Origin of the sequence: Mycobacterium montefiorense (assembly GCF_025823255.1) — a bacterium.
In the GTDB taxonomy this organism is placed as follows: domain Bacteria; phylum Actinomycetota; class Actinomycetes; order Mycobacteriales; family Mycobacteriaceae; genus Mycobacterium; species Mycobacterium montefiorense.
The window spans coordinates 50145-71274 of the sequence record NZ_JACKVL010000010.1 but is presented as its reverse complement, the minus strand read 5'-3'; the positions used below and the strand labels follow the sequence as shown (position 1 = coordinate 71274).

The window sequence follows — 21130 nt, the reverse complement described above, 5'->3', positions numbered from 1 at the left end:
CAGCGGTGCTGTGCGACCATTTGCTGGATTCAAGGGAAGGTGGCGGCATCGGTGGTGTCCGGGCTGATCATGGCGGTAGCCGAGTGTTCCTGTGGCAGTTACGGCGCGGTCAATTTAGTTCGCTGAAGCGCACTGTATCGAGTCAGATAGACTGGGTCACGCAGAAAGTCGATCTATTTCGATCGCATACCGCAAAGCCCAGTTAAGCCCCGATATCAAAGGTTGTGCCTTGTCCTCAAAGGAAAGCGAAACTCCTGGTCTGAAGCCGCATTTCGAGGACGTGCAGGCACACTACGACCTGTCCGACGAATTCTTCGCGCTCTTCCTGGATCCGACGCGCACCTATAGCTGCGCCTATTTCGAGCGCGACGACATGACGCTCGAAGAGGCGCAGTTCGCCAAGGTCGACCTATCGCTGGGAAAGCTCGGGCTGCAACCCGGCATGACGTTGCTCGACGTCGGTTGTGGGTGGGGCACCACGATCGTCCGGGCGCTCGAGCGTTACGACGTCAACGTCGTCGGCCTGACGCTGAGCCGCAATCAGCAGGCGCACGTCCAGCGGCGTCTTGATGAGCATCCCTGCGCGCGGAGCAAGCGAGTGCTGCTGCAGGGGTGGGAACAGTTCGACGAGAAAATCGACCGAATCGTGTCAATCGGCGCCTTCGAGCACTTCGGACGCGACCGGTACGACGACTTCTTCAAAACCGCCTACGAGGCGCTCCCCGCCGACGGGGTGATGATGTTGCACACCATCATCAAGCCCAGCGATGAGGAATTCGCCGAGCGCGGACTGCCCATCACCATGACCAAGCTTCGGTTCATGAAGTTCATCATGGACGAGATCTTCCCTGGTGGAGACCTGCCCAACGTCAAGTCCGTCGAGGAGCATGCGACGCGCGCCGGCTTCGCCGTCAAGCTCGTCCAGCCGCTGCGCCTGCACTACGCCCGCACCCTCGACACCTGGTCGGCCGCGCTCGAGGCCCAGCGTGACGAGGCCATCGCGATCCAGTCGCAAGAGGTCTACGACCGGTACATGAAGTACCTGACCGGTTGCGCGGAGCTTTTCCGCGAGGGCTACACCGACGTCGCGCAGTTCACGCTGACCAAAGGCTGACAGCTAGGCCTCAATGTTCGCGGTGACCGCGCCGGTAACCCGGATCAGGTCTCGCGGGGCGACTGCCACGTCCCAGCCGCGGCGCCCGGCGCTGCAGAACACCCGCTCCCAGCAGAGCGCACCGGAATCGATGACCGTCGGAAGCGGCTTGCGCTGGCCGAACGGCGATACCGCGCCGAGAACGTAGCCGGTGGCCCGCTCCGCCGCGGTGGGTTCGGCCATGGCCGCTTTGGTCGCCCCCAGCGCTGTGGCGGCCGCCTTCAGCGAGAGCCGGGCGGACGCCTGCACGATCGCGACGGCCAGCCCACCGGGTACCGCGATTACCAGCGTCTTGTAGATCTGCTCGGGCGAAATGCCACCGGCCTGGGTCAGCGCGTTGACCGCTTCGGAACCGAACGAACGCTCCCGCGGGTCGTGGTCGAACTTCACGACCTGGTGCGCCACCCCGGCCTTGGTCAGCGCCGCGATGGCAGGCGTCGCAGCGCCGGCCATCCGGCTAGGGACCCGAGTACCCCGGCGGGTTGACGCCTTCCACCCAGAAGTCCTCGCCGAGCTTCGAACCGGGGATGCAGTCGTACGCCGACAAGTCGGTGACACCCGATTCGAGCAGCACGTCCTCGCACAGCAGCGAGTTGCCGGTGTACTCCTTGGACGGCTTGTTGAGGATGACGTAGGCCGCGTCGGAGTAGATCTCGGGTTTGCGGGCCCGCCCCATCGCCTCGTCACCGCCGAGCAGGTTCTGCACCGCGGCGGTGGCCACCAGCGTGCGTGGCCACAGCGTGTTGGACGCGATGCCCTCGCTGCGCATCTCCTCGGCGATCCCCAGCGCGCACAGCGTCATGCCGAATTTGGCCATCATGTAGGCCGTCGGCTTCAGCCATTTGCTCTCCAGCAGCACCGGCGGCGACAGCGTCAGGATGTGTGGGTTTTCCCTACCCTTCATGTGCGGCAGACACGCCTGGGACACCGCATACGTGCCGCGCACCTGGATGCCGTTCATCAGGTCGAATCGCTTCATCGGCACCTCGGCGATGGAGCCCAGGTTGATCGCGGACGCGTTGTTCACGCAGATGTCGATGCCGCCGAACTGCTCGACGGTCTTGGACACCGCGGATTCGACGGAATCCGGGTCGCGGACATCCCCAACGATCGGCAGGGCCTGGCCGCCGGCCTCCTCGAGTTCCTTGGCCGCGGTGTACACCGTTCCCGGCAGCTTCGGGTGCGGCTCCGCAGTTTTGGCGATCAGCGCGATGTTGGTGCCGTCCTGGGCGGCGCGTTTTGCGATTGCCAGGCCGATACCGCGACTAGCGCCGGAGATGAACATGGTCTTGCCATTCAGGGACATGGCGTCACACTAACGCCATCGGGGGTCCGGCCGGATCGGGGGACCGCGCCGATTGTGCCGGAACAGGAAATAGCACGTCGGCTGGCGCTGTTGATCCAATCGGTCTCGAGAAACGCGTGTCAGCGACCCGGGCAAACATTGTCGGTCGCAGCCTTTAGATTGGGAGGAGGATCTGGTGTCAACGGCGACGAGCTTGTTAGGCAGTTCAATAGGCGAGGAGCAGTTTGTTCGCTTATTTGCGAGTCCGGGGTCGCTAGCGGTGCCTCCCGGCGACGCCGCAACAGAAGGGACCGTGTTAATCGAGATGGCCGACATCAAAGATGGCCCAGACGCAGTGACCGGTTCTGACGCTGTCGAGCCCACCCCGGTTGAGGAAACCGATGCGGAGCTGACGGCGCGCTTCGAGCGAGACGCGATTCCGCTGCTCGATCAGCTCTATGGTGGCGCGCTGCGCATGACGCGCAACCCCGCGGACGCCGAGGACCTACTTCAGGAAACGATGGTCAAGGCCTACGCCGGATTTCGGTCGTTCCGAGCCGGCACCAACCTCAAGGCGTGGTTGTACCGGATTCTGACCAACACCTACATCAACAGCTACCGCAAGAAGCAGCGCCAGCCCGCGGAGTATCCGACCGAGGAGATCACCGACTGGCAGTTGGCGGCCAATGCCGAACATTCCTCAACGGGGCTGCGTTCGGCCGAGGTCGAGGCCTTGGAAGCATTGCCGGACACCGAGATCAAAGCCGCCTTGCAGGCGCTGCCGGAAGAGTTCCGGATGGCGGTGTACTACGCCGATGTGGAGGGTTTCCCGTACAAGGAGATCGCCGAAATCATGGACACTCCCATTGGGACGGTAATGTCTCGGCTGCATCGGGGTCGCCGTCAGTTGCGCTCGTTGCTGGCTGATGTGGCCAAGGAGCGCGGTTTCACCCGGGGTCAGCAGACGCACGAGGAGGTGTCGTCATGAGCGAGTTTCCGCCCGATGTCCCCTCGGCAGGTGCAGATCCGCGGACTAAGGCCGAGTGCGCCGAATTGATCGCCGAGGTATGGACGCTGCTCGACGGTGAATGCACGCCCGAGACGCGGCAAAAGCTGAAGCAGCACCTCGATGAATGCCCGCCATGTCTGCGGCTTTTCGGGATTGAGGAGCAATTCAAGGCGCTGATCTCGACCAAGTGCAGCGGCGAAAAGGCGCCAGCGACCTTGCGGGAGCGGCTGCGGCTCGAGATTCGCCGCACCACGATCATCCGGGACGTGTAGCAGCGCCTCGCGCAAGCGCGACTACCAGGGGTTATGCGTTGGGACGCTTGCCGTGGTTGGCTTTGCTGTGTTTGCGGTCACGCTTCTTGCGGCCACGCTTGGCCATGGGGAGAACCTCCGTCGTTCGTTCATGATCTCGGCGCTGAGCGCCAGTCAGGTTGCCGTCTATTCTCTCACGGCGACGCCCGTGGCATTTCACCCCTCCGGCGCTAGCACGCGCGCCGCTGTGCCCGATGATGTTGTGGTTCGATATACATGAGCTTGATAGAAGCCCGGACCAGCAGTCAGCATGCGGAATGGCCCAAACGAGTGGGGTGAAGATGGCCGAGGATGTTCGAGCCGAGATCGTGGCCAGCGTGCTCGAGGTCGTTGTCAACGAGGGCGACCAGATCGGCAAGGGCGACATCGTGGTGCTGCTGGAGTCGATGAAGATGGAGATTCCGGTCTTGGCCGAAATCGATGGCACGGTCAGCAAGGTGAGTGTGTCGGTCGGCGATGTCATACAGGCGGGCGACCTTATCGCCGTGATCAGCTAGCCGCTCGGCGCTTCGTACCTACCGCCGTGGGACGACACGGGAGTATTTGATGTCCACGCTCGGTGATCTTCTTGCCGAACACACGATGCTGCCCGGCAACGCCGTAGACCATTTGCATGCGGTGGTCGGGGAGTGGCAGCTGCTGGCCGACCTGTCGTTCGGCGATTATCTGATGTGGGTTCGCCGCGACGACGGCGTGCTGGTGTGTGTGGCGCAATGCCGGCCGAACACCGCGCCCACCCTTCTGCAGACCGATTCGGTGGGCAGCGTCGTGGCCGGCGAGCGGCTACCGCTGGTCGCCCAAACCTTCGCGTCGGGCGCCGCTGCGCGGAAAGCCGGTGCGAGCCAACAAGACTCGTGGCAGCTGCCCGGGCCGCACGTCGCGGCCTCCCCGGTGCGCTACGCCGACCAGGTGGTGGCGGTGCTCACACAGCACCAAACCTCGCTGGCGGATCACCAGAACTCCGGGCAGCTGGAGACCGCCTACCGCGAATGCGCCGCTGATCTCGTTCACATGCTGTCGGAGGGCACGTTTCCCGACGTGCGCGACGTCGCGATGTCGCGTTCGACGCCACGAGTCGGCGACGGATTCATCCGCCTCGACGTCGACGGCGTGGTCGCCTATGCCAGCCCCAATGCCCTGTCGGCGTATCACCGCATGGGACTGACGAGTGAGTTGGAGGGCCACAACCTCATTCGGATCACGCGGCCGTTGATCTCCGACTCATTCGAAGCACAAGAAATGGCCGAGCACGTGCAGGCCTTGCTGGCCGGCGGCAAAAGCATGCGGATGGAGGTCGACGCCGGCGGCGCCACGGTGCTGCTGCGGACCTTGCCGCTGGTGGTACACGGCGCCAGCACCGGCGCCGCGCTGCTGATTCGCGACGTGACCGAGGTCAAACGCCGCGACCGGGCCCTGATATCCAAGGACGCGACGATCCGCGAGATCCACCATCGGGTGAAGAACAACCTGCAAACGGTTGCCGCGTTGCTGCGCCTGCAGGCCCGCCGGACGGTCAACGCCGAAGGCCGGGAGGCCCTGATCGAATCCGTGCGCCGGGTGTCGTCGATCGCCCTGATCCACGACGCGTTGTCGATGTCGGTCGACGAGCAGGTGAATCTCGACGAGGTGATCGACCGGATCCTGCCGATCATGAACGACGTGGCCTCGGTGGACAGGCCGATTCGGATCAACCGGGTCGGCGATCTGGGTGTGCTGGACTCCGACCGGGCAACGGCACTGATCATGGTGATCACCGAACTGGTGCAGAACGCGATCGAGCATGCGTTTGACGCGGCCGCTCAGGAAGGTTCGGTGGCGATCCGCGCCGAGCGCTCGGCGCGCTGGCTGGACGTGGTGGTGCACGACGACGGACGGGGACTGCCCGAAGGGTTCAGCCTGGAGAAGTCCGACAGCCTGGGCCTGCAGATCGTGCGCACCCTGGTAGCGGCGGAGCTGGATGGCACCCTGGGAATGCGTCAAGCGCCCCGCGGCGGCACCGATGTGGTGCTGCGGGTGCCGATCGGCCGGCGGTCCAGATTACTGCTGTAGCTGCCCGCGCTGTCTAGAGACTGGGTCAGACTCCGCTGCGGGCCTTCGTCCGGGCGTTGCGGCGCTTGAGTGCGCGCCGCTCGTCTTCGCTCATGCCGCCCCACACGCCGGAGTCCTGACCGGTGTTCAAGGCCCACCCGAGGCACTCTGTGGTCACCGAACACCGATTGCAGACCAGTTTCGCGTCAGCGATCTGCGCGAGAGCCGGCCCGCTGTTCCCCACCGGGAAAAACAGCTCCGGATCCTCGTCACGACAGACCGCCTTGTGGCGCCAATCCATAAGTAGTTACTCCTCACTATGTGCGCAGCATCGCGCACGGGCGTTATTTCTTCGGCTCTTAACGCTTGCATCGGCAAGGGTCCGTTCGGTACCCCCACAAAATCTCTGCATGCAACCTTTCGATCGTTTCACAGGCACAACAGATGTCAATAGCGTGAGTTAGTGCGTGGGCTATCTCACTTTGATTAAGGCTTAGCCAGGCCCTTACTCCGTTGTACTACACTCGCCGGTTACTCTGGCGACGATTTCCGGCCGATCCGGCCGATTCCCACAGGTCAGCGGGCTTTGCTTTGGGGCGGCGCCGCCACGGGCAGCGCATCGCGCACCGCTCGGAACGTCATCGAATCGCGCAGCCCGAGGTACTCGCCGTCGTATTGACTGGCGACTGGCTCGCCGCTGCAAGTGATCCGCAGGCAAGCCGTGTCGTCGTCGCGGACAAGTTGTTTCGCTTCCGGGTTCGGCTGCTTCGAGAGAATCTGGCGCAGTAATCGAAGCGTGGGAATCACCTTCATGCTGGTGACTGCGAACACGCCAAGGCCCGACTCGAAGCTGCAACCCGGGTTGGTCACCATTGGCCTGCTGTTGCTGTAGGTCCAGGGAGTCGTGTTGGACACCCAGGCGAACTGCACACCCGAAACCGGATCGCGGCCAGGCAACTCCAGTGTCATCTCGGGTGCGCGGCGGCTGTAGCGCAGCGTGGCCGGCACCGCCACCCGCCAATACCGCAACGGCGTGACCTTCACGCCCTTGTTCCGTTGGGCTTCCACCGCGGCGACCACCTCGGCGTCGACGCCCATTCCGGCGTTGATCACGGCCCACTGCTCGCCGCAGTCGATCAGGCTGATGCGTCGCCAGATCTGGTGGTGTTGGTAGTCGTCGATCAGCTGGATGAGCTGGTTGGTGGCGGCGACCGGATCGCGGGAGATTCCGAGTGATCTCGCCAGCACATTCGCCGAACCGCCGGGCACCACCGCGACCGCGGGAACGTGCCCCGACCGCGTCGCACCGGGACGGCCCAGCATGCCGTTGACGACGCCACTCACCGTGCCGTCGCCGCCGTGCACGACGACCAAGTCCACCCCGTCCTCGGCAGCCGCGCGGCCGAGTTCGGTGCCGTGACCGTGATGATTGGTGTGCTCGACGGTGAGCTCGAGGCGGCTCTTGAGTGCGTGCGCCAGCAGATCGCGGGCGGCCGATGTGGTGGACGTTGCTGCTGGGTTTACGATCAGCACGGCGCGCATGACGCACGAGCTTATGCCGGACGGTTAAGGCCCCGCTGTGGGGGAACCGCCGCTCCGAGGGGGATGCGTCAGCGTGGCTACGCTGGCGCTGTGAATCGCGGTTCCCGAAACCAGGAGATACCACCGCCCCCGTCCGCCGTTCGTCGCGCGGGATTCATCGTCGCGGCCCAAGGCCTGGCCGCGTTGGCGATGGCCGTGGTCCTGGTGGTGCGCGCCGTCGCCGGAGCCGACCAGCGGGTGGTCAACGGTTTGGGCACCGCGGTCTGGTTCCTGCTGCTCGGCGGGGCGGTGCTGGCGGCCGGACGCGCGCTGGTGATCGGTAAGCGCTGGGGGCGCGGGCTGGCGGTGTTCACTCAGCTGTTGTTGTTGCCGGTGGCCTGGTATGTCGCGGTGGGCTCACATCGGCCGGGCCTCGGCATCCCGGTGGCCGCGGTGGCGCTCGCCGCGCTGATCTTGCTCTTCAGCCCCTCGGCGCTGCGCTGGGTCGCCGCTGGCGATCAGCGCGGGCCGGCCAACTCGCCCAGTGCCGGCCCGGACAGCCGGTAGGTGGTCCACTGGGTCTGCGGTTGCCCGCCGACCTCGTCGTAGAGCGCGATCGCGTCGGTGTTCCAGTTCAGCACCGCCCAGGACAACCGGGTGTAGCCGTTGTCGACGCATTCGGCCGCCAGGGCCGACAGCAGTCCGCGGGCCAGGCCGCGGCGGCGAAACCTGTTGCGTACGAACAAGTCTTCGAGGTAGATGCCCGAGACGCCGTCCCACGTAGAGAAGTTGACGAACCACAGCGCCATCGCGGCGATCTCGCCGTCGACTTCGGCGACATGTGCGTACGCGGTCGCTGAATCACCGAAAAGCGCTGCAGAGATCTGCTTTTCGGTGACAGTGCAATCATCGGCGGCGTGCTCGAATTCGGCCAGCGTGTGGATCATGTCAGTGATGTCGGCGGTGTCCTTGGGTGTGGCTCGGCGGATTTGCTCGGTCACTGCTCGACTCCCAGCGCGTTGAGTATCGTGGCGAATTTTGTTGTGGTCTCGTCAACTTCGTCGTCGGGATCCGACTCCGCGACTATGCCGCCGCCGGCGCGGGCCAGCGCGCTGCGCCGGTCCGCGGACAGCTGCGCGCAGCGGATGGACACCACCCAACAGCCGTCGCCGTTGGCGTCGCACCAGCCCACTGCCCCGGCATAGAAGCCGCGGTCGCCTTCGAGTTCGGCGATGAGTTCGGACGCGGCCTTGGCCGGCACCCCTCCGACCGCCGGGGTGGGATGCAGGGCCAGCGCCAGATCGATTGCGGTGGTTGACTTATCGCGCAGTGTGCCGCTGATCGGCGTGCACAGGTGCCATACCGCCGCCGTGCGGCTCAACTGCGGTTCGGGCGCTATGAGCAGCTCGTCACAGAGCGGCTCCAGGGCCGCCCGCATCGTGTCGATGACCAGCTGATGCTCGTGACGATCCTTGGCGGACGCGGCCAGCGCGGCGCCGTTGGCGGTATCGATTTCTGGATCCGCGGCGCGTGGGGCCGAACCGGCGAACGGCTTGCAGATCACCCGGTCGCCGTCGCGCGCGACCAGCAGTTCCGGGCTGGCACCCACCAGCGCCGCGCCCGCGTAGTCCGTGCCGGCGGCGGTCAGGTCGACCAGATAGCAATACGCCGTCGGGTCGTTGGCGATCAGCCGGCTCAGGATGACGCGCGCGTCCAGCCTGTTATCGGCGGCCAGTTGCAATGCCCGGGCCAGCACCACCTTGCTCAGCGAGGTGTCGGGTGCCCTCAGCTCATCCCGCGCGCGGCTGATCCGGGCGCGGTAGTCGGCCGGCGGCGGGATGGTCGCGGCGATACGCACGCGAGGCAGTGGACCCGTCGGCCAGTTGGGCGGCGCGTCGTTGCGGCGTACCGCATCCGGCACCAGCAACGCGGCGGGTCGCTCTACGTCGAAGGGCAACGCGCCCAACACTATTGGGATCGATCCCGACGTCAGAGCGGCTTGGGCGACGCCCACATCGCTGTAGCGCGTCCGCACCCCTTCGCCGATCAGGGTGCCCCGCGGGCCGCATAGCGCGAACGGCGGCTGGACCGAACTCACCCTGCCGCGATCGGCGCAGCGGTCAGCCCGAGCGCAAGGAGTTGTTGTATTCCGTGCTCGAAGCCGCACATCGCGACCGACGCGGTCCGCATGCCGAATCGGCGACCCTCCACGAGCGGCAGCTCGACCCAGCGCGTGATCACCGCGCGGGAAAAGTGACCGTGGCTGACGAACACCACGTCGTGCGATTCCAGGTGCTCATAGGCCATCGCGATGGCCCGGTCCGCGCGCTCGCAGACTTCTGCGACGCTTTCCCCGCCGGGACACCCGTGCGTCCACACCAGCCAATCGGGGACGGTTTCGCGGATCTTTTCGGTTGTGACGCCTTCGTATTCGCCGTAATCCCACTCCGCGAGCAGCGGCGAGATCTCGTCGACGGTCAGGCCGGCCAGCTCGGCGGTAACCAGAGTGCGCTGACGCGGGCTGCTGATCACCACGGGGTCCTCGAGGCTCAACCCACTCAGCACGCCGCCGGACAGCTCGGCCTGCGTTCGGCCGTTTTCGGTCAGCTGGATCTCGGTGCTACCGGTGTGCTGGCCCGATAACGACCACTCGGTTTCGCCGTGACGCAGCAAGACTAGTCGGTGGTTGTGCAAGCCCATATCGACTGATTCTGCCCGAGACTTGCGGGCCCGTCGCACTTAGCTCCCGGCCTCGAACATGCCAGGATGGCAGAGTGAGTGAGATGCGTGTATTGGCGGTTGCCAACCAGAAGGGCGGAGTCGCCAAGACGACAACGGTTGCCTCGCTGGGCGCGGCGATGGTGGATAAGGGCCGGCGAGTGTTGCTTGTCGATCTGGATCCACAGGGTTGTCTGACGTTCTCGCTTGGGCAGGATCCCGACAAGTTGCCCCTGTCCGTGCACGAAGTGCTGCTCGGTGAGATCGAGCCGAGCGCCGCGCTGGTCACCACGATGGAGGGAATGACGCTGCTGCCGGCCAACATTGACTTGGCGGGCGCCGAGGCGATGCTGTTGATGCGGGCCGGGCGCGAGTACGCGCTCAAGCGTGCGCTGGCCAAAGTCTCCGATCAATTCGACGTCGTCGTCATCGATTGCCCGCCGTCGCTGGGGGTGCTGACCCTCAACGGGTTGACCGCCGCCGATGAGGTGATCGTGCCGCTGCAGTGCGAGACGCTGGCGCATCGCGGTGTCGGCCAATTCCTGCGCACCGTCGCCGATGTCCAGCAGATCACCAATCCGAATCTGCGGCTGCTGGGCGCGCTGCCGACGTTGTACGACTCGCGCACCACCCACACCCGCGATGTGCTGCTCGACGTCGCGGACCGCTACGAGTTGCCGGTGCTCGCGCCGCCGATCCCGCGTACCGTGCGCTTCGCCGAAGCCAGCGCGTCGGGCTCATCGGTGATGGCGGGGCGCAAAAACAAAGGCGCGGTGGCCTACTCCACGCTGGCGCAGGCCTTGCTCAAACACTGGAAGTCCGGCAAACCGCTGCCGACGTTCGCCATCGACGCGTAAGCATCAGCCCGGGCCACCGCATTTTGGGTGGGCGTCGACGGCGTCTAGCCCAGGGCCACCACGGTGTTGCCCCGCTGCTCGAACACGTGCGAGCCGGACACGGCCGGAACGACCGCCTGGTTGCTCGGCGCCCGATCCACGGCAATGTTGCGCTCATTGACTCCCGTCACCGGGTCGTAGACACCGATCGCGCCGGTGACCGGGATGAGCAGCTTGCCGGCCATCATGGTGCCGGGGCCTAACGGGACCGTCCGCTCGCCCGCGGCGACGGTGTAGCGCAGGGTCAGGTTGCTCGCCTCGAAGACCAGCACGGAATCGCCGGTCCACCAGGTCACCAGGTTGCCCGCCTGCGAGACCGCCGAGTTCGACGGCGGCTTGGGCAGCAGCGTGCTCGCCACCGTGGTGCCCATCTCATCGACGACGTCGACCCTGGGCTGCGGCAGCGGCAGATACACCGCCGTGTTGCTCTGCCACACCGTCAGCACGCGAGCGCCCGAGTTCGCCGTGATCCCGGGCTCGGCGACGAAATGCTGCTGCGGTTCGTCGTCTTCCTTGCCCGGGCGCAACAACGCGAGTCGCAGGTTGGCTTGATTCGCGCAGCTCTCCAGCACCGCAACCTCCAGCGAGCTGGCTGCTCCCGACGCCAGCTTGCATCCAGAGTGCAGTCCGCGCGAGGACGGCTTCACCCGGGCGTCGGTCTCGCCGTAGGCAAGCATCCGGACCATGTCGGAACGCCACAGCTCCAGTCGGGTGTCGCCGACCGACAACACCGTCGTGCCGTCCGACGACAGGCGGACCTGCGGGTCGGCGTAGCTGCTGCGGGCGGCCCCGCGGCGGCCGGTGGATCCGTCGATGGTGCTGACCTGGCCGCAACCGCGGTCGTCGCGGTAGACCGCGACCGCGTAGTGGTAGACCCAGGACAGGCCGCATAGGTCGGTGTCGCGGGAGTAGCTCCAGCGCGTCTGGCCGGTGCCGGCGTCGCGCCCGTCCACCTCGCGACCGTCGCCGGTGGTGACCGTTCCGCCGACAATCACCGGTGCCGTGGTGGCGGAGCTGGCGGCGGTCCACAGCTGCTTCAGGCTGGCCGGCACCTCGCGGGCCAAACTCGGGTTGGGTGCCGGTGTCGCCGCGGGGCGGCTGATCGTGGCTCGGGCGTCGCTGGTCCACCAGATCAGCGAGGCGATTGCGGCGACAACGACCGCGATTGCCGCGGCGGTCAACAGATCGCCCTTGGTGCGGCGTTCGGGTTTCACCATGCCTGGGCCGTCGATTCAGCTGGTTCAGTTGGCGTTGGTGGCGGCTTCCGCCGGCTTGCGGCGGCGACGGCGACGACGGTTGTTCGCGCCGTTACCGCCATTGCTGGACGCCGAACCCGTCTCCGCCGCGGCTTCGCCGTCGGTGCCATTGCCGGCTGGGCGGCCGTTCACGGGCTCGCCGGCGCGGGTTCGCCGCCGCCGGTTACCCGAGCGGGCCCGGGCCGGTTTTTCCGACGTGGTGCTGCGTTCGGTGTCGCGGCGCTTGACCGGCGACTTGCGCGGCGTACCGATCGTGCCGCCAGCCTCGCCCGGAATGCCCAGCTCGGTATACAGGTGCGGTGAGTTGGAGTAGGTCTCGGCCGGATCGGGGGAGCCCAGGTTCAGCGCCTTGTCGATCGCCGTCCAGCGGGGCAGTTCGTCCCAGTCCACCAAAGTGACGGCGATTCCGGTCTTTCCGGCGCGACCGGTACGGCCGATTCGGTGCACGTAAGCCTGTTCGTCCTCGGGGATCTGGTAGTTGATGACGTGGGTGATGTCATCGATATCGATACCGCGGGCTGCCACGTCGGTGGCCACCAGCACGTCGACGTCGCCGGCCCGAAAGGCCTTGAGTGCCTTCTCGCGGGCGATCTGCCCGAGGTCGCCGTGCACGGCACCGACCTTGAAGCCGCGCTCGGCCAGCTCGTCGGCCACCTTCTGGGCGGTGCGCTTGGTGCGGGTGAAGATCATCGTCGCGCCGCGGCCGTCGGCCTGCAGTATCCGGCTGACCATCTCCACCTTGTCCAGCGCGTGGGCCCGGTAGACGAACTGCTCGGTGGTGTCGTGGGTGGCCGCCGAGTGCGGCGCCTCCGCCCGGATATGAGTGGGCTGAACCATGAAGGTGCGGGCCAGCGTGATGATCGGGTCCGGCATGGTGGCCGAGAACAGCATCGATTGCCGGTCGGCCGGTATCTGGCGCAGAATGCGCTCGATGTCCGGCAAGAAGCCCAGGTCGAGCATCTCGTCGGCTTCGTCGAGAACCAGCACCGAGAGCCCGCCGAGCTGCAGGTGGCCCTGCTGGGAAAGGTCGAGCAGCCGGCCCGGCGTGCCCACCACGACGTCGGCGCCGGCGCGCAGCGCGTCGATCTGTGGCTCGTAGGCCCGTCCGCCGTAGATGGAGATCACCGACAGCCGGCGGTCCTCGTCGGCGAGCAGATGTTTGGCCGCGGCGGCCAGGTCCTCGGTGACCTGAAGGCACAGCTCGCGGGTCGGCACCACAACCAGGGCGCGCGGCGTGCCGTTGAGCGGCCGCACCCCGACGCCATTGGTGACGCGCTGCAGCAGCGGGACGCCGAACGCGAGGGTTTTGCCCATGCCGGTGCGGGCCTGGCCGATGACGTCGTCTCCGGCCAGCGCCATCGGCAGAGTCAGTTCCTGGATGGCGAACGCGTGCTCGATGCCCTTCTCGGCCAGTGCTCGGACGATCTCGTCGCGGACGCCGAGTTCGGCAAAAGTGGGTTCAGTTTTGCTTGTCAATGCAGTCATGCGTGGGTGATGTACCTTTCGGTGACTTATTCGTTTGGGTCGGTTCTCTGTCGCGGTCACGCGCGCACGAATTCCGACTCCAAGTCGCCGAGTCGCCGAGCCCTGCTGAGATGGGGGCCAGCGGTGCACGCACATTTCGCCGACAGCAGCATTTGAAGAAATACAGCCGCTATCTATCTGCATGATAGCTGGTCGACAGCGCAGACCCATCTTCTTCCAAGTCCGCCCACTAGAGTGATGGCCATGACTTCGGCCTCCTCTGCCGACCAAGTAGACGATTCGCCTTCCTCGGCACCGAGCGCGGACCACCCGGGTGTCAACGAGCTGTTCGCAGTGCTCGCCTATGGCGAGGTGGCCGCGTTTTATCGGCTGACTGACGAGGCTCGCATGGCGCCTGACCTGCGGGGCCGGATCTCGATGGCGAGCATGGCCGCCGCCGAGATGATGCACTACGAGCTGCTGCGCGACGCCCTGGAAAAGCGCGGCGTCGACGTCGTTTCGGCTATGTCGAGGTACGTCTCGGCGCTCGAGAACTACCACCGGTTGACGATGCCCAGCACGTGGCTGGAAGCACTGGTGAAGACGTATGTCGGTGACGCGCTGGCCGCTGATCTGTACCTCGAGATCGCGGACGTGCTGCCCGACGAGGTCGCCGACGTGGTGCGCGAGGCCCTGTCCGAAACCGGGCACTCGCAGTTCGTCGTCGCCGAGGTGCGCGCCGCGGTGACCGCGAGCGGCAAACAGCGCAGCCGATTGGCGCTATGGGCTCGCCGGCTGTACGGCGAAGCGTTCACCCAGGCGCAATACCTGCTGGCCGACCATGACGAGCTGGTCGATTTGGTGGTAGCCGGAACCGGGGGCCTGGGCCACCTCGGCGCGTTCTTCGAACGTCTGCAGCAAACACATGACCGGCGGATGCGCGAGCTCGGTCTGAGCTGACCCCTACTTCGTGCAGGTCGCCAGGTTCGAGTTGTTGGCCGACGCCACCTCGACCTGACCCTGGGCATTGACGATCGCGCAGCTGATCCGGCTCACGATGCTGGTCGCGACGACGGATCGGGTCGTCACGCCGGGATTCAGCACGATCACCTTCGTCCACGGCAGCGACACGTTGAACTCGGTCTGCGGATAGCCACGGGCATCGGTGTAGACGACGTTCACCAAATCCAGCAGCTGCTTCGTCCCGCTTACGCTGTAGTAGACGGTGCCCGGATTCACTGTGGCACTTGGTGGTACGAGTGCGGGAGGCGGTGCGACCAGCGGCGGAGTCGTTAGCGCCACACTCGGCGGTGTCACCGTGGTGACCGTCTCCGGTGGTAGCTGTGGCGAGGCGCTCGGTGAGGGGCGTTGCGACGCGCTCGGCGGGCTGGTGGTCCGCGGCGCGGACGTCACGGAGCTGGGAGCCGGCGCCCCCACCGTGGCTTTCGTCGATGCGCTGTCGCCGCTGTTGATGATGACGGCCGTCGCGATCGCGCCGATCGCCACCACCGCGCCGAGCACCGCGACGGCCGGGCGCCAGCCGCCGACTGGCCACAGCAGTTCGTTGTACTCGTCGTACTCGTCGCCGGGGTACTTGTCGTCGGCGTACTCGTCATCGTCGTAGCCGTCGTAGTCGGCTCCGTCATAAGTCGCGTCGCCGGGGTAGTCGTGGACAAGGCCACGATCTAGGCCGGCACGGTCATCGAGCGTGTTTCTGATGATGCCGATGTTACGGACGTGGAAGTGCCTGACCCCCCGCCGCGCGCCACCTTGATCTAGCTGGGAGCCAATCGTTATCTGCCGTTAGACAGTGTTTCGCTTACGGCGAACTGGCGCCGGTCACCCTCTGCGCGGGGACACACCGGCCGCGTCCACTAACCTGCTGCTGACACGCCTGCGACGGAATATCAACGGAAGGGGCCATCGTGGAGGTCAAGGTCGGTATCACGGACAGTCCGCGCGAGCTGGTCTTCTCCAGCGCGCAGACGCCTGCGGAGGTCGAAGAAGCCGTGAGCGCCGCGCTGCGTGACGGTTCGGGTCTGCTGGGCCTCAATGACGAGAAGGGCCGCCGCTACCTGATCCACCCCGCCAAGATCGCCTACGTCGAGATCGGTGCCGCCGACGGCCGTCGGGTCGGCTTCGGAATCGGGGCGGACGCCGGCGCGAAGGCCGGCGGGAAGGCCGCTAAGAGCGAGTAAGCGGGACGTGGGACAGCCCGCCCCACGCGAACGCAACCGTGCCGTCGACCGCGTCCGACTTGGAGATCGGGCGGTCGGAGTCCAGCCAGTATCTGGCGCAGTCGACGCTGATGCCGACCAGCCCCACCGCGATCATCCGGGCGCGGTGCGGGTCCAGGCCGGAATCGGCGCTGATCAGTGCGAAAACGGCGTCGGTGCAGGATTCGGTAGCCGCCCGCACCTGCGTGGCGACCTCGGGCTCGGTGACGTAGTCGTTCTCGAAAATCAGCCGGTAGCCCTGGCTGTCGTGCTCGATGAAATCGAAGAACGCCTGGATCGCCGCACGCAACCGCTGCCGGTTGTCGGTGGTGGTGCTCAGTGCACTCTGCACACCCGAGACCAGGTTTTCGACGTGCCGATCGAGCACCGCCAGATACAGCTCGAGCTTGCTCGAAAAGTGTTGATACAGAACGGGTTTGCTGACACCCGCGCGGTCGGCGATCTCATCCATGCCGGCCGCGTGGTAGCCGTGGTCGACGAAGACATCGCTAGCCACGATCAGCAGCTGGCCACGACGCTCGTCGCGCGGTAGCCGATTACCCCGCCGGTTCGAGGTCGCAATGCCGTCACTCGGCCGACCGCGGTCACCCGATCTGACCGCACGCCGTGCCGCCGGCTTGGCGAGATCGCTCACTTGGTCCTCATTTGAATTGTGGCGACTGGCCATTCGCTATAGACGGGCCAGTCGCGCGCCGCTCGTCGCACAGACATTACTACCCATGGTCTACCCGGCACCGGCATCGGCGCCGTAGGCGCAGGCTGAACCGGTGCGGTGGGGTGCGCTCGGGCGCGCCATGGACTCCGTCGGTCCCAGCTGTGCCATCCTGGGGCAATGACGTCCGAGCCGCCAATGCCCGGCACTGGTCGAGTGCCTGTGCTGCGTGACGAGTGGCGCGAACCGCTTCGGGCGCTGCGTGACCCGATCGGGCGGGGCACCGGACGGTCCCGGGGCGACCGTGAACGTCCTCGGCAGTGGCGGAAACAATCGTGGCTGGGCCGTTTTATCTCCACCTACGGCTGGCGCGCGTATGCGCTGCCGGTGCTGGTAGCGCTGACCGCCGTCGTCATCTATCAGACGGTGACCGGCGTCGGCGCACCGAAACCGACCGCGAGCAAGCCGTCCATCCAAGACCCACCGGCGATCGGGGCGGTGGGCACGGCCATCCTCGACGCACCGCCTCGTGGCCTGGCCACCTTCGACGCCAACCTCCCGGCCGGGACGCTGCCCGACGGTGGTCCGTTCACCGAAGCCGGCGAAAAGACCTGGCGTGTCGTGCCCGGCACCACGCCGCAGATCGGTCAGGGCACCGCCAAGGTGTTCAAGTACAGCGTCGAGGTCGAGAACGGTCTGGACCCCGCGATGTTCGGCGGCGACGACGCATTCGCCACGATGGTCGATCAGACGCTGGCCAATCCCAAGGGCTGGACGCACAACCCGCAATTCGCCTTCGTCAGGATCGACAACGGGAAGCCGGACTTCCGGATTTCGCTGGTGTCTCCGGTGACGGTGCGCGAGGGGTGCGGCTATGAATTCCGGCTGGAGACCTCCTGCTACAACCCGGTGTTCGGACCGGACCGGGACGCGCGGGTGTTCATCAACGAGGCACGCTGGGTCCGCGGGGCCGTGCCCTTCGAAGGAGACATCGGTTCGTACCGGCAGTACGTGATCGATCACGAGGTGGGCCACGCCATCGGCTATGTGCGCCATGAGCCGTGCGACAAGCAGGGCGGGTTGGCGCCGGTGATGATGCAGCAGACGTTCTCCACCTCCAACGACGACGCCGCGAAGTTCGACCCCGAGTACGTCAAGGCCGACGGCAAAACCTGCCGCTTCAACCCCTGGCCGTATCCGATCGCCTAGCGGCCGGGGAAGCATTGCCGGCGGCCGAGGCGTTCACTAGGGGTAGTGCATCGCGAAGCTGACCGAGGAGATATTCGGTGTCCACATCGTTGCCGCCACTAGTTGAGCCAGCCGGCGCGCTGAGTCGCGATGAAGTGGCGCGCTACAGCCGCCATCTGATCATTCCCGACCTGGGTGTCGACGGGCAGAAGCGGCTTAAGAATTCGCGAGTGCTGGTGATCGGCGCCGGCGGGCTCGGAGCTCCGGCGTTGCTGTATCTGGCCGCGGCCGGCGTCGGGACGATCGGCATCGTCGAATTCGACGTCGTCGACGAGTCGAACCTGCAGCGCCAGATCATCCACGGCGTGGCCGACGTCGGACGCGCCAAGGCCCAGTCGGCCCGCGACTCGATCCTGGCCATCAACCCGCTGGTGGAAGTGCGACTCCATGAGTTCCGGCTACAGGCGAGCAACGCGGTGAGCCTGTTCAGGCAGTACGACCTGATCGTCGACGGCACCGACAACTTCGCCACCCGGTATCTGGTCAACGATGCCGCGGTGTTGGCCGGCAAGCCCTACGTCTGGGGGTCGATCTACCGCTTCGAGGGTCAGGTTTCGGTGTTCTGGGAGGACGCCCCTGACGGCCTGGGCCTGAACTACCGCGATCTCTACCCCGAGCCGCCGCCGCCCGGCATGGTGCCGTCGTGCGCCGAAGGAGGCGTGCTGGGCATCATCTGCGCTTCCATTGCGTCGGTGATGGGCACCGAGGCGATCAAACTGATCACCGGCATTGGAGAGCCGCTGCTGGGCCGGTTGATGATCTACGACGCGCTGGAGATGAGCTATCGCACGATCAAGATCCGCAAGGACCCGGCGACGCCGAAGATCACCGAGCTGATCGACTACGAGGAATTCTGCGGTGCGGTGTCCGAGGATGCGGTCGAGGCCGTTTCAGGCTCGACGATCACCCCGAAGGAGCTGCGCGCGTTGCTGGACTCCGGCAAAAAGCTGGCCCTGATCGACGTCCGCGAGCCGGTCGAATGGAACATCAATCACATCGACGGCGCGGAGCTGATTCCTCAGTCGTTGATCACTTCCGGTGAGGGTCTGGCAAAGCTGCCGCACGACCGCAAGGCGGTGCTGTACTGCAAGACGGGCGTGCGCTCGGCCGAGGCGTTGGCCGCGGTGAAGAAAGCCGGTTTCTCCGATGCCGTGCACTTGCAGGGTGGAATCGTGGCGTGGGCCCAGCAGATGCAGCCCGATATGGTGATGTATTAACCGCCCAGCAGTGCGTCGCGTTGCTCCTCAGCGCGTCGTAACGACGCGCATCGCTGCCCGGCTAGGCTAACCCCCGTGACTGTCGAACCACCGCCGGAGCACGTGCTTTCGGCGTTTGGTTTGGCCGGCGTCAAACCCGTCGCGCTGGGCGCCAGCTGGGAAGGCGGCTGGCGATGCGGCGAAGTCGTTCTCTCGGTCGTGGCCGACCATGCGCGCGCGGCCTGGTCTGCGCGAGTGCGGGAAACGCTGTTCGTGGACGGGGTGCGGCTGGCTCGGCCGGTCCGCTCGACCGACGGGCGCTATGTGGTGTCGGGATGGCGGGCTGACACGTTTGTCGCCGGCACGCCGGAGCCCCGGCATGACGAAGTCGTCTCGGCAGCGGTGCGGCTGCACGAAGCCACCGGCAAACTGGAACGGCCGCGCTTCCTGACCCAGGGACCGACCACGCCGTGGTCAGACATCGACGTGTTCATCGCCGCCGACCGCTCGGCGTGGGAAGAACGCCCGCTGCAGTCGATTCCGCCCGGCGCACGGACGGCCCCACCGCCCGCGGACGGCCAGCGTTCGGTAGAGCTGATCAGTCAGCTCGCCACGTTACGTAAGCCGACCAAGAGTCCCAACCAGCTGGTGCACGGGGATCTCTACGGCACGGTGCTGTTTGTCGGCACCGCCGCGCCCGGGATCACCGACGTCACGCCGTACTGGCGTCCCGCGTCGTGGGCGGCCGGTGTGGTCGTCGTCGACGCGCTGTCCTGGGGCGAGGCCGATGACGGACTGATCGAACGCTGGAACGCCCTGCCGGAATGGCCGCAAATGTTGTTGCGTGCGTTGATGTTTCGTCTGGCGGTACATGCGCTGCATCCGCGGTCGACCGCCGAGGCTTTCCCGGGTCTGGCGCGTACGGCGGCCCTGATCCGGCTGGTGCTCTAGTCGGCCACGCCGACATCGACGCTACCGTGACGACACGCCGAAAACCCGCACGGTAACGTCGATCTCGACGGGCATGTGTCACTCAGGAAACGCGTGGCGCACTTCATTCAGCGCGATTTTGCCGTCGACCGAAAGAACTCCTTCGGCGCGCAGTAGTTCCAGTTGCCGGGTGGTCAGATGCCGTGCCGGGCGCCCGGATGCGGTGATCACCCGATGCCAGGGCAGGTCAGAGGAGTCGGTGCGCATAATCCATCCAACGATCCGTGGGCTGGAAAGCCCTGTGACGGCGGCAATGTCGCCATAGGTACAGACTCGGCCAGGCGGGATGGCAGCCACCAGTGCACGCACCCGCTCGACTTGCTCGTCGGTCACCGGCGCCACGGTCAGCGGACCTGCAACTGCTTGCGGATCAGTGTGGCGACCTCCGTCGGCTTGGCGCCGGGCACCATGTGGTTGCACTCGAAATCGAGCAGCTCGAAATCGGATCCCAGGCGTTCTCGAAGTCCGTCGATGAGTTGGTCGGTGACGTAGGGCGGCGACGTCCACTTCGCCCGCACCAGCGTCGTTGCCGTCCCTGCCGGCGGAAGCACGGTGGGACGGGCCAACTCGCTCCAATACGACATCATCGCCGGCACGCTGACCCGCCAGCCGTAGCGTCCGTTGGGCAGCGCGACCAGATGCTCGTCCAGCTCGGCATCGAGCACATCCGCATCGACGTCCGACCATGAGCCCGTGGCCTTTTCCATGCGAGCTTCGGATGGATCCGGGTAGTCGGGGAGGAAAACATCGCCTCGGCGATGTCGCGCATCCACCCGCCGTCCAAACCGATCGCGGGGTCTAGCAGCAGCAGCGCTGCCACCAAGTCCGGCCGGACCGCTGCCAAATGCATCGCCAGGCCGCCGCCGAACGAGTGCCCAACAATCAGCACCGGGGCCTGAGCCACTTCATCGAGCAGCGCGCCCAGCGCCGTGACATTGGCGTCAATGGTCCACGGCGCGGCCCACGATGACCTGCCATGGCCCAGCAGATCAGGCGCGGCGATGGAGATTTCGGGCACATAGTCGCCCACCTGTTGCCAGCGCTGGCCGTGTCCGGTCAGTCCGTGCAGGGCGAGCAATTGCACCGGGCCAGCCGGACCGAAGCGGTGCACGTGAAGGTCGGTGGTCACGCGTCGATGATGCCAGGCTCCGCAGACACCGCCGGTC

The 21130-nt window shown here is 66.1% G+C and carries 27 protein-coding genes; 12 read left to right on the top strand and 15 right to left on the bottom strand.

The genetic code is table 11. The features are described 5' to 3' along the window. Window positions 1-229: 229 nt before the first annotated feature. Window positions 230-1114, top strand: a complete 885-nt coding sequence (locus H7K34_RS09560; RefSeq protein ID WP_264061654.1) for a cyclopropane mycolic acid synthase family methyltransferase — start codon at window positions 230-232, stop codon at window positions 1112-1114. 3 nt (window positions 1115-1117) lie between these two features. Here H7K34_RS09560 and H7K34_RS09555 read toward each other — a convergent pair whose 3' ends face one another. Together H7K34_RS09555 and H7K34_RS09550 are read right to left on the bottom strand one after the other, a co-directional pair. After that, window positions 1118-1606: an aminoacyl-tRNA deacylase gene (locus H7K34_RS09555; protein ID WP_264061650.1), complete on the bottom strand. Its 489-nt coding sequence runs from the start codon at window positions 1604-1606 to the stop codon at window positions 1118-1120. A 4-nt stretch (window positions 1607-1610) separates the two neighbouring features. Continuing rightward, the gene (locus H7K34_RS09550; RefSeq protein WP_264061648.1) at window positions 1611-2459 is read right to left on the bottom strand and encodes an SDR family oxidoreductase; all 849 of its coding nucleotides are present in this window, start codon (window positions 2457-2459) and stop codon (window positions 1611-1613) included. Between the two features lie 304 nt (window positions 2460-2763). On the opposite strand from H7K34_RS09550, the gene H7K34_RS09545 reads away from it, so the two are divergent. After that, window positions 2764-3426 carry a sigma-70 family RNA polymerase sigma factor gene (locus H7K34_RS09545; RefSeq protein ID WP_264061676.1) on the top strand — a complete coding sequence of 221 codons (663 nt, stop codon included), beginning with the start codon at window positions 2764-2766 and terminating at the stop codon, window positions 3424-3426. Next, window positions 3423-3719 carry a mycothiol system anti-sigma-R factor gene (gene rsrA / locus H7K34_RS09540; protein WP_108920952.1) on the top strand — a complete coding sequence of 99 codons (297 nt, stop codon included), beginning with the start codon at window positions 3423-3425 and terminating at the stop codon, window positions 3717-3719. Before H7K34_RS09545 ends, rsrA begins: the two co-directional genes overlap by 4 nt. 31 nt (window positions 3720-3750) lie before the next feature. Here the strand turns inward: rsrA and H7K34_RS26900 are convergent, their stop codons facing one another. Then, window positions 3751-3825: a 50S ribosomal protein bL37 gene (locus tag H7K34_RS26900; RefSeq protein ID WP_011728008.1), complete on the bottom strand. Its 75-nt coding sequence runs from the start codon at window positions 3823-3825 to the stop codon at window positions 3751-3753. Between the two features lie 214 nt (window positions 3826-4039). Between H7K34_RS26900 and H7K34_RS09535 the strand changes: the two genes are divergently transcribed. Both H7K34_RS09535 and H7K34_RS09530 read left to right on the top strand, forming a co-directional pair. After that, entirely contained in the window at window positions 4040-4255 is a 216-nt protein-coding gene (locus tag H7K34_RS09535) for a biotin/lipoyl-binding carrier protein (protein WP_108921016.1), read from the top strand. 49 nt (window positions 4256-4304) lie between these two features. Then, window positions 4305-5807: a sensor histidine kinase gene (locus tag H7K34_RS09530; RefSeq protein ID WP_108920951.1), complete on the top strand. Its 1503-nt coding sequence runs from the start codon at window positions 4305-4307 to the stop codon at window positions 5805-5807. 25 nt (window positions 5808-5832) lie between these two features. On the opposite strand, the gene whiB1 is transcribed toward H7K34_RS09530, so the two are convergent. Beyond that, the gene (gene whiB1, locus H7K34_RS09525) at window positions 5833-6087 is read right to left on the bottom strand and encodes a transcriptional regulator WhiB1 (protein WP_036467351.1); all 255 of its coding nucleotides are present in this window, start codon (window positions 6085-6087) and stop codon (window positions 5833-5835) included. Window positions 6088-6362: 275 nt separating this feature from the next. Beyond that, window positions 6363-7328 (bottom strand): diacylglycerol/lipid kinase family protein, encoded by a 966-nt coding sequence (locus H7K34_RS09520; RefSeq protein WP_264061645.1) that lies wholly within the window; start codon window positions 7326-7328, stop codon window positions 6363-6365. Between the two features lie 117 nt (window positions 7329-7445). On the opposite strand from H7K34_RS09520, the gene H7K34_RS09515 reads away from it, so the two are divergent. Beyond that, window positions 7446-7874: a hypothetical protein gene (locus H7K34_RS09515; RefSeq protein ID WP_264061673.1), complete on the top strand. Its 429-nt coding sequence runs from the start codon at window positions 7446-7448 to the stop codon at window positions 7872-7874. On the opposite strand, the gene H7K34_RS09510 is transcribed toward H7K34_RS09515, so the two are convergent. Genes H7K34_RS09510 through H7K34_RS09500 form a run of 3 tightly spaced genes read right to left on the bottom strand, consistent with a single transcriptional unit; the run spans window position 7826 to window position 10007 of the window. After that, the gene (locus H7K34_RS09510; protein WP_264061644.1) at window positions 7826-8308 is read right to left on the bottom strand and encodes a GNAT family N-acetyltransferase; all 483 of its coding nucleotides are present in this window, start codon (window positions 8306-8308) and stop codon (window positions 7826-7828) included. The two genes, H7K34_RS09515 and H7K34_RS09510, sit on opposite strands and share 49 nt — an antisense overlap. Then, complete coding sequence (locus H7K34_RS09505; RefSeq protein ID WP_264061643.1) at window positions 8305-9405, bottom strand: isochorismate synthase; 1101 nt, start codon at window positions 9403-9405, stop codon at window positions 8305-8307. Before H7K34_RS09505 ends, H7K34_RS09510 begins: the two co-directional genes overlap by 4 nt. After that, a complete protein-coding gene (locus tag H7K34_RS09500; RefSeq protein WP_264061642.1) occupies window positions 9402-10007 on the bottom strand; it encodes an acid phosphatase in 606 nt (201 codons plus the stop codon). Before H7K34_RS09500 ends, H7K34_RS09505 begins: the two co-directional genes overlap by 4 nt. A 74-nt stretch (window positions 10008-10081) precedes the next feature. On the opposite strand from H7K34_RS09500, the gene H7K34_RS09495 reads away from it, so the two are divergent. Beyond that, window positions 10082-10882, top strand: a complete 801-nt coding sequence (locus H7K34_RS09495) for a ParA family protein (RefSeq protein ID WP_108920946.1) — start codon at window positions 10082-10084, stop codon at window positions 10880-10882. Window positions 10883-10926: 44 nt separating this feature from the next. Here the strand turns inward: H7K34_RS09495 and H7K34_RS09490 are convergent, their stop codons facing one another. Both H7K34_RS09490 and H7K34_RS09485 read right to left on the bottom strand, forming a co-directional pair. Further along, on the bottom strand, window positions 10927-12138 hold the full coding sequence (locus H7K34_RS09490) for an Rv3212 family protein (protein ID WP_264061641.1): 1212 nt from the start codon (window positions 12136-12138) through the stop codon (window positions 10927-10929). A gap of 24 nt (window positions 12139-12162) precedes the next feature. Next, window positions 12163-13662, bottom strand: coding sequence for a DEAD/DEAH box helicase (locus H7K34_RS09485; protein ID WP_264061640.1), 1500 nt, complete (start codon window positions 13660-13662; stop codon window positions 12163-12165). A gap of 243 nt (window positions 13663-13905) precedes the next feature. Here H7K34_RS09485 and H7K34_RS09480 point away from each other — a divergent pair, with 243 nt between their 5' ends. Further along, entirely contained in the window at window positions 13906-14601 is a 696-nt protein-coding gene (locus tag H7K34_RS09480; protein WP_108921014.1) for a ferritin-like fold-containing protein, read from the top strand. Window positions 14602-14604: 3 nt separating this feature from the next. Here H7K34_RS09480 and H7K34_RS26625 read toward each other — a convergent pair whose 3' ends face one another. Then, window positions 14605-15369 carry an MmpS family transport accessory protein gene (locus tag H7K34_RS26625; protein WP_372510727.1) on the bottom strand — a complete coding sequence of 255 codons (765 nt, stop codon included), beginning with the start codon at window positions 15367-15369 and terminating at the stop codon, window positions 14605-14607. Window positions 15370-15566: 197 nt separating this feature from the next. Here H7K34_RS26625 and H7K34_RS09465 point away from each other — a divergent pair, with 197 nt between their 5' ends. Then, complete coding sequence (locus H7K34_RS09465) at window positions 15567-15839, top strand: DUF3107 domain-containing protein (RefSeq protein ID WP_264061634.1); 273 nt, start codon at window positions 15567-15569, stop codon at window positions 15837-15839. Here the strand turns inward: H7K34_RS09465 and H7K34_RS09460 are convergent. Next, entirely contained in the window at window positions 15826-16512 is a 687-nt protein-coding gene (locus H7K34_RS09460; protein WP_108920937.1) for a TetR/AcrR family transcriptional regulator, read from the bottom strand. The two genes, H7K34_RS09465 and H7K34_RS09460, sit on opposite strands and share 14 nt — an antisense overlap. A 198-nt stretch (window positions 16513-16710) precedes the next feature. On the opposite strand from H7K34_RS09460, the gene H7K34_RS09455 reads away from it, so the two are divergent. The 3 genes from H7K34_RS09455 (at window position 16711) to H7K34_RS09445 (ending at window position 19925) form a co-directional block, all read left to right on the top strand. Further along, the gene (locus H7K34_RS09455) at window positions 16711-17739 is read left to right on the top strand and encodes a DUF3152 domain-containing protein (RefSeq protein WP_264061633.1); all 1029 of its coding nucleotides are present in this window, start codon (window positions 16711-16713) and stop codon (window positions 17737-17739) included. A 77-nt stretch (window positions 17740-17816) separates the two neighbouring features. Beyond that, window positions 17817-18995 carry an adenylyltransferase/sulfurtransferase MoeZ gene (gene moeZ / locus H7K34_RS09450; RefSeq protein WP_264061632.1) on the top strand — a complete coding sequence of 393 codons (1179 nt, stop codon included), beginning with the start codon at window positions 17817-17819 and terminating at the stop codon, window positions 18993-18995. A 75-nt stretch (window positions 18996-19070) separates the two neighbouring features. Then, entirely contained in the window at window positions 19071-19925 is an 855-nt protein-coding gene (locus H7K34_RS09445) for a TIGR02569 family protein (RefSeq protein ID WP_264061631.1), read from the top strand. Between the two features lie 78 nt (window positions 19926-20003). On the opposite strand, the gene H7K34_RS09440 is transcribed toward H7K34_RS09445, so the two are convergent. The 3 genes from H7K34_RS09440 to H7K34_RS09430 are packed head-to-tail and all read right to left on the bottom strand — an operon-like array spanning window position 20004 to window position 21093. Beyond that, complete coding sequence (locus H7K34_RS09440) at window positions 20004-20306, bottom strand: MGMT family protein (protein ID WP_264061630.1); 303 nt, start codon at window positions 20304-20306, stop codon at window positions 20004-20006. Window positions 20307-20308: 2 nt separating this feature from the next. Next, a complete protein-coding gene (locus H7K34_RS09435) occupies window positions 20309-20551 on the bottom strand; it encodes a hypothetical protein (protein WP_264061629.1) in 243 nt (80 codons plus the stop codon). Next, window positions 20548-21093 (bottom strand): alpha/beta fold hydrolase, encoded by a 546-nt coding sequence (locus H7K34_RS09430; RefSeq protein ID WP_264061628.1) that lies wholly within the window; start codon window positions 21091-21093, stop codon window positions 20548-20550. Before H7K34_RS09430 ends, H7K34_RS09435 begins: the two co-directional genes overlap by 4 nt. Window positions 21094-21130: the final 37 nt, after the last annotated feature.

Coding starts and splice junctions, on each gene's coding strand:
- H7K34_RS09555 (WP_264061650.1), bottom strand. CDS start 1,606: ATGGCCGGCGCTGCGACGCCTGCCATCGCGGCGCTGACCAAGGCCGGG.
- H7K34_RS09550 (WP_264061648.1), bottom strand. CDS start 2,459: ATGTCCCTGAATGGCAAGACCATGTTCATCTCCGGCGCTAGTCGCGGT.
- H7K34_RS09545 (WP_264061676.1), top strand. CDS start 2,764: ATGGCCGACATCAAAGATGGCCCAGACGCAGTGACCGGTTCTGACGCT.
- rsrA (WP_108920952.1), top strand. CDS start 3,423: ATGAGCGAGTTTCCGCCCGATGTCCCCTCGGCAGGTGCAGATCCGCGG.
- H7K34_RS09535 (WP_108921016.1), top strand. CDS start 4,040: ATGGCCGAGGATGTTCGAGCCGAGATCGTGGCCAGCGTGCTCGAGGTC.
- H7K34_RS09530 (WP_108920951.1), top strand. CDS start 4,305: ATGTCCACGCTCGGTGATCTTCTTGCCGAACACACGATGCTGCCCGGC.
- whiB1 (WP_036467351.1), bottom strand. CDS start 6,087: ATGGATTGGCGCCACAAGGCGGTCTGTCGTGACGAGGATCCGGAGCTG.
- H7K34_RS09520 (WP_264061645.1), bottom strand. CDS start 7,328: ATGCGCGCCGTGCTGATCGTAAACCCAGCAGCAACGTCCACCACATCG.
- H7K34_RS09500 (WP_264061642.1), bottom strand. CDS start 10,007: ATGGGCTTGCACAACCACCGACTAGTCTTGCTGCGTCACGGCGAAACC.
- H7K34_RS09490 (WP_264061641.1), bottom strand. CDS start 12,138: ATGGTGAAACCCGAACGCCGCACCAAGGGCGATCTGTTGACCGCCGCG.
- H7K34_RS09485 (WP_264061640.1), bottom strand. CDS start 13,662: ATGACTGCATTGACAAGCAAAACTGAACCCACTTTTGCCGAACTCGGC.
- H7K34_RS09480 (WP_108921014.1), top strand. CDS start 13,906: ATGACTTCGGCCTCCTCTGCCGACCAAGTAGACGATTCGCCTTCCTCG.
- H7K34_RS09455 (WP_264061633.1), top strand. CDS start 16,711: ATGACGTCCGAGCCGCCAATGCCCGGCACTGGTCGAGTGCCTGTGCTG.
- H7K34_RS09435 (WP_264061629.1), bottom strand. CDS start 20,551: ATGATGTCGTATTGGAGCGAGTTGGCCCGTCCCACCGTGCTTCCGCCG.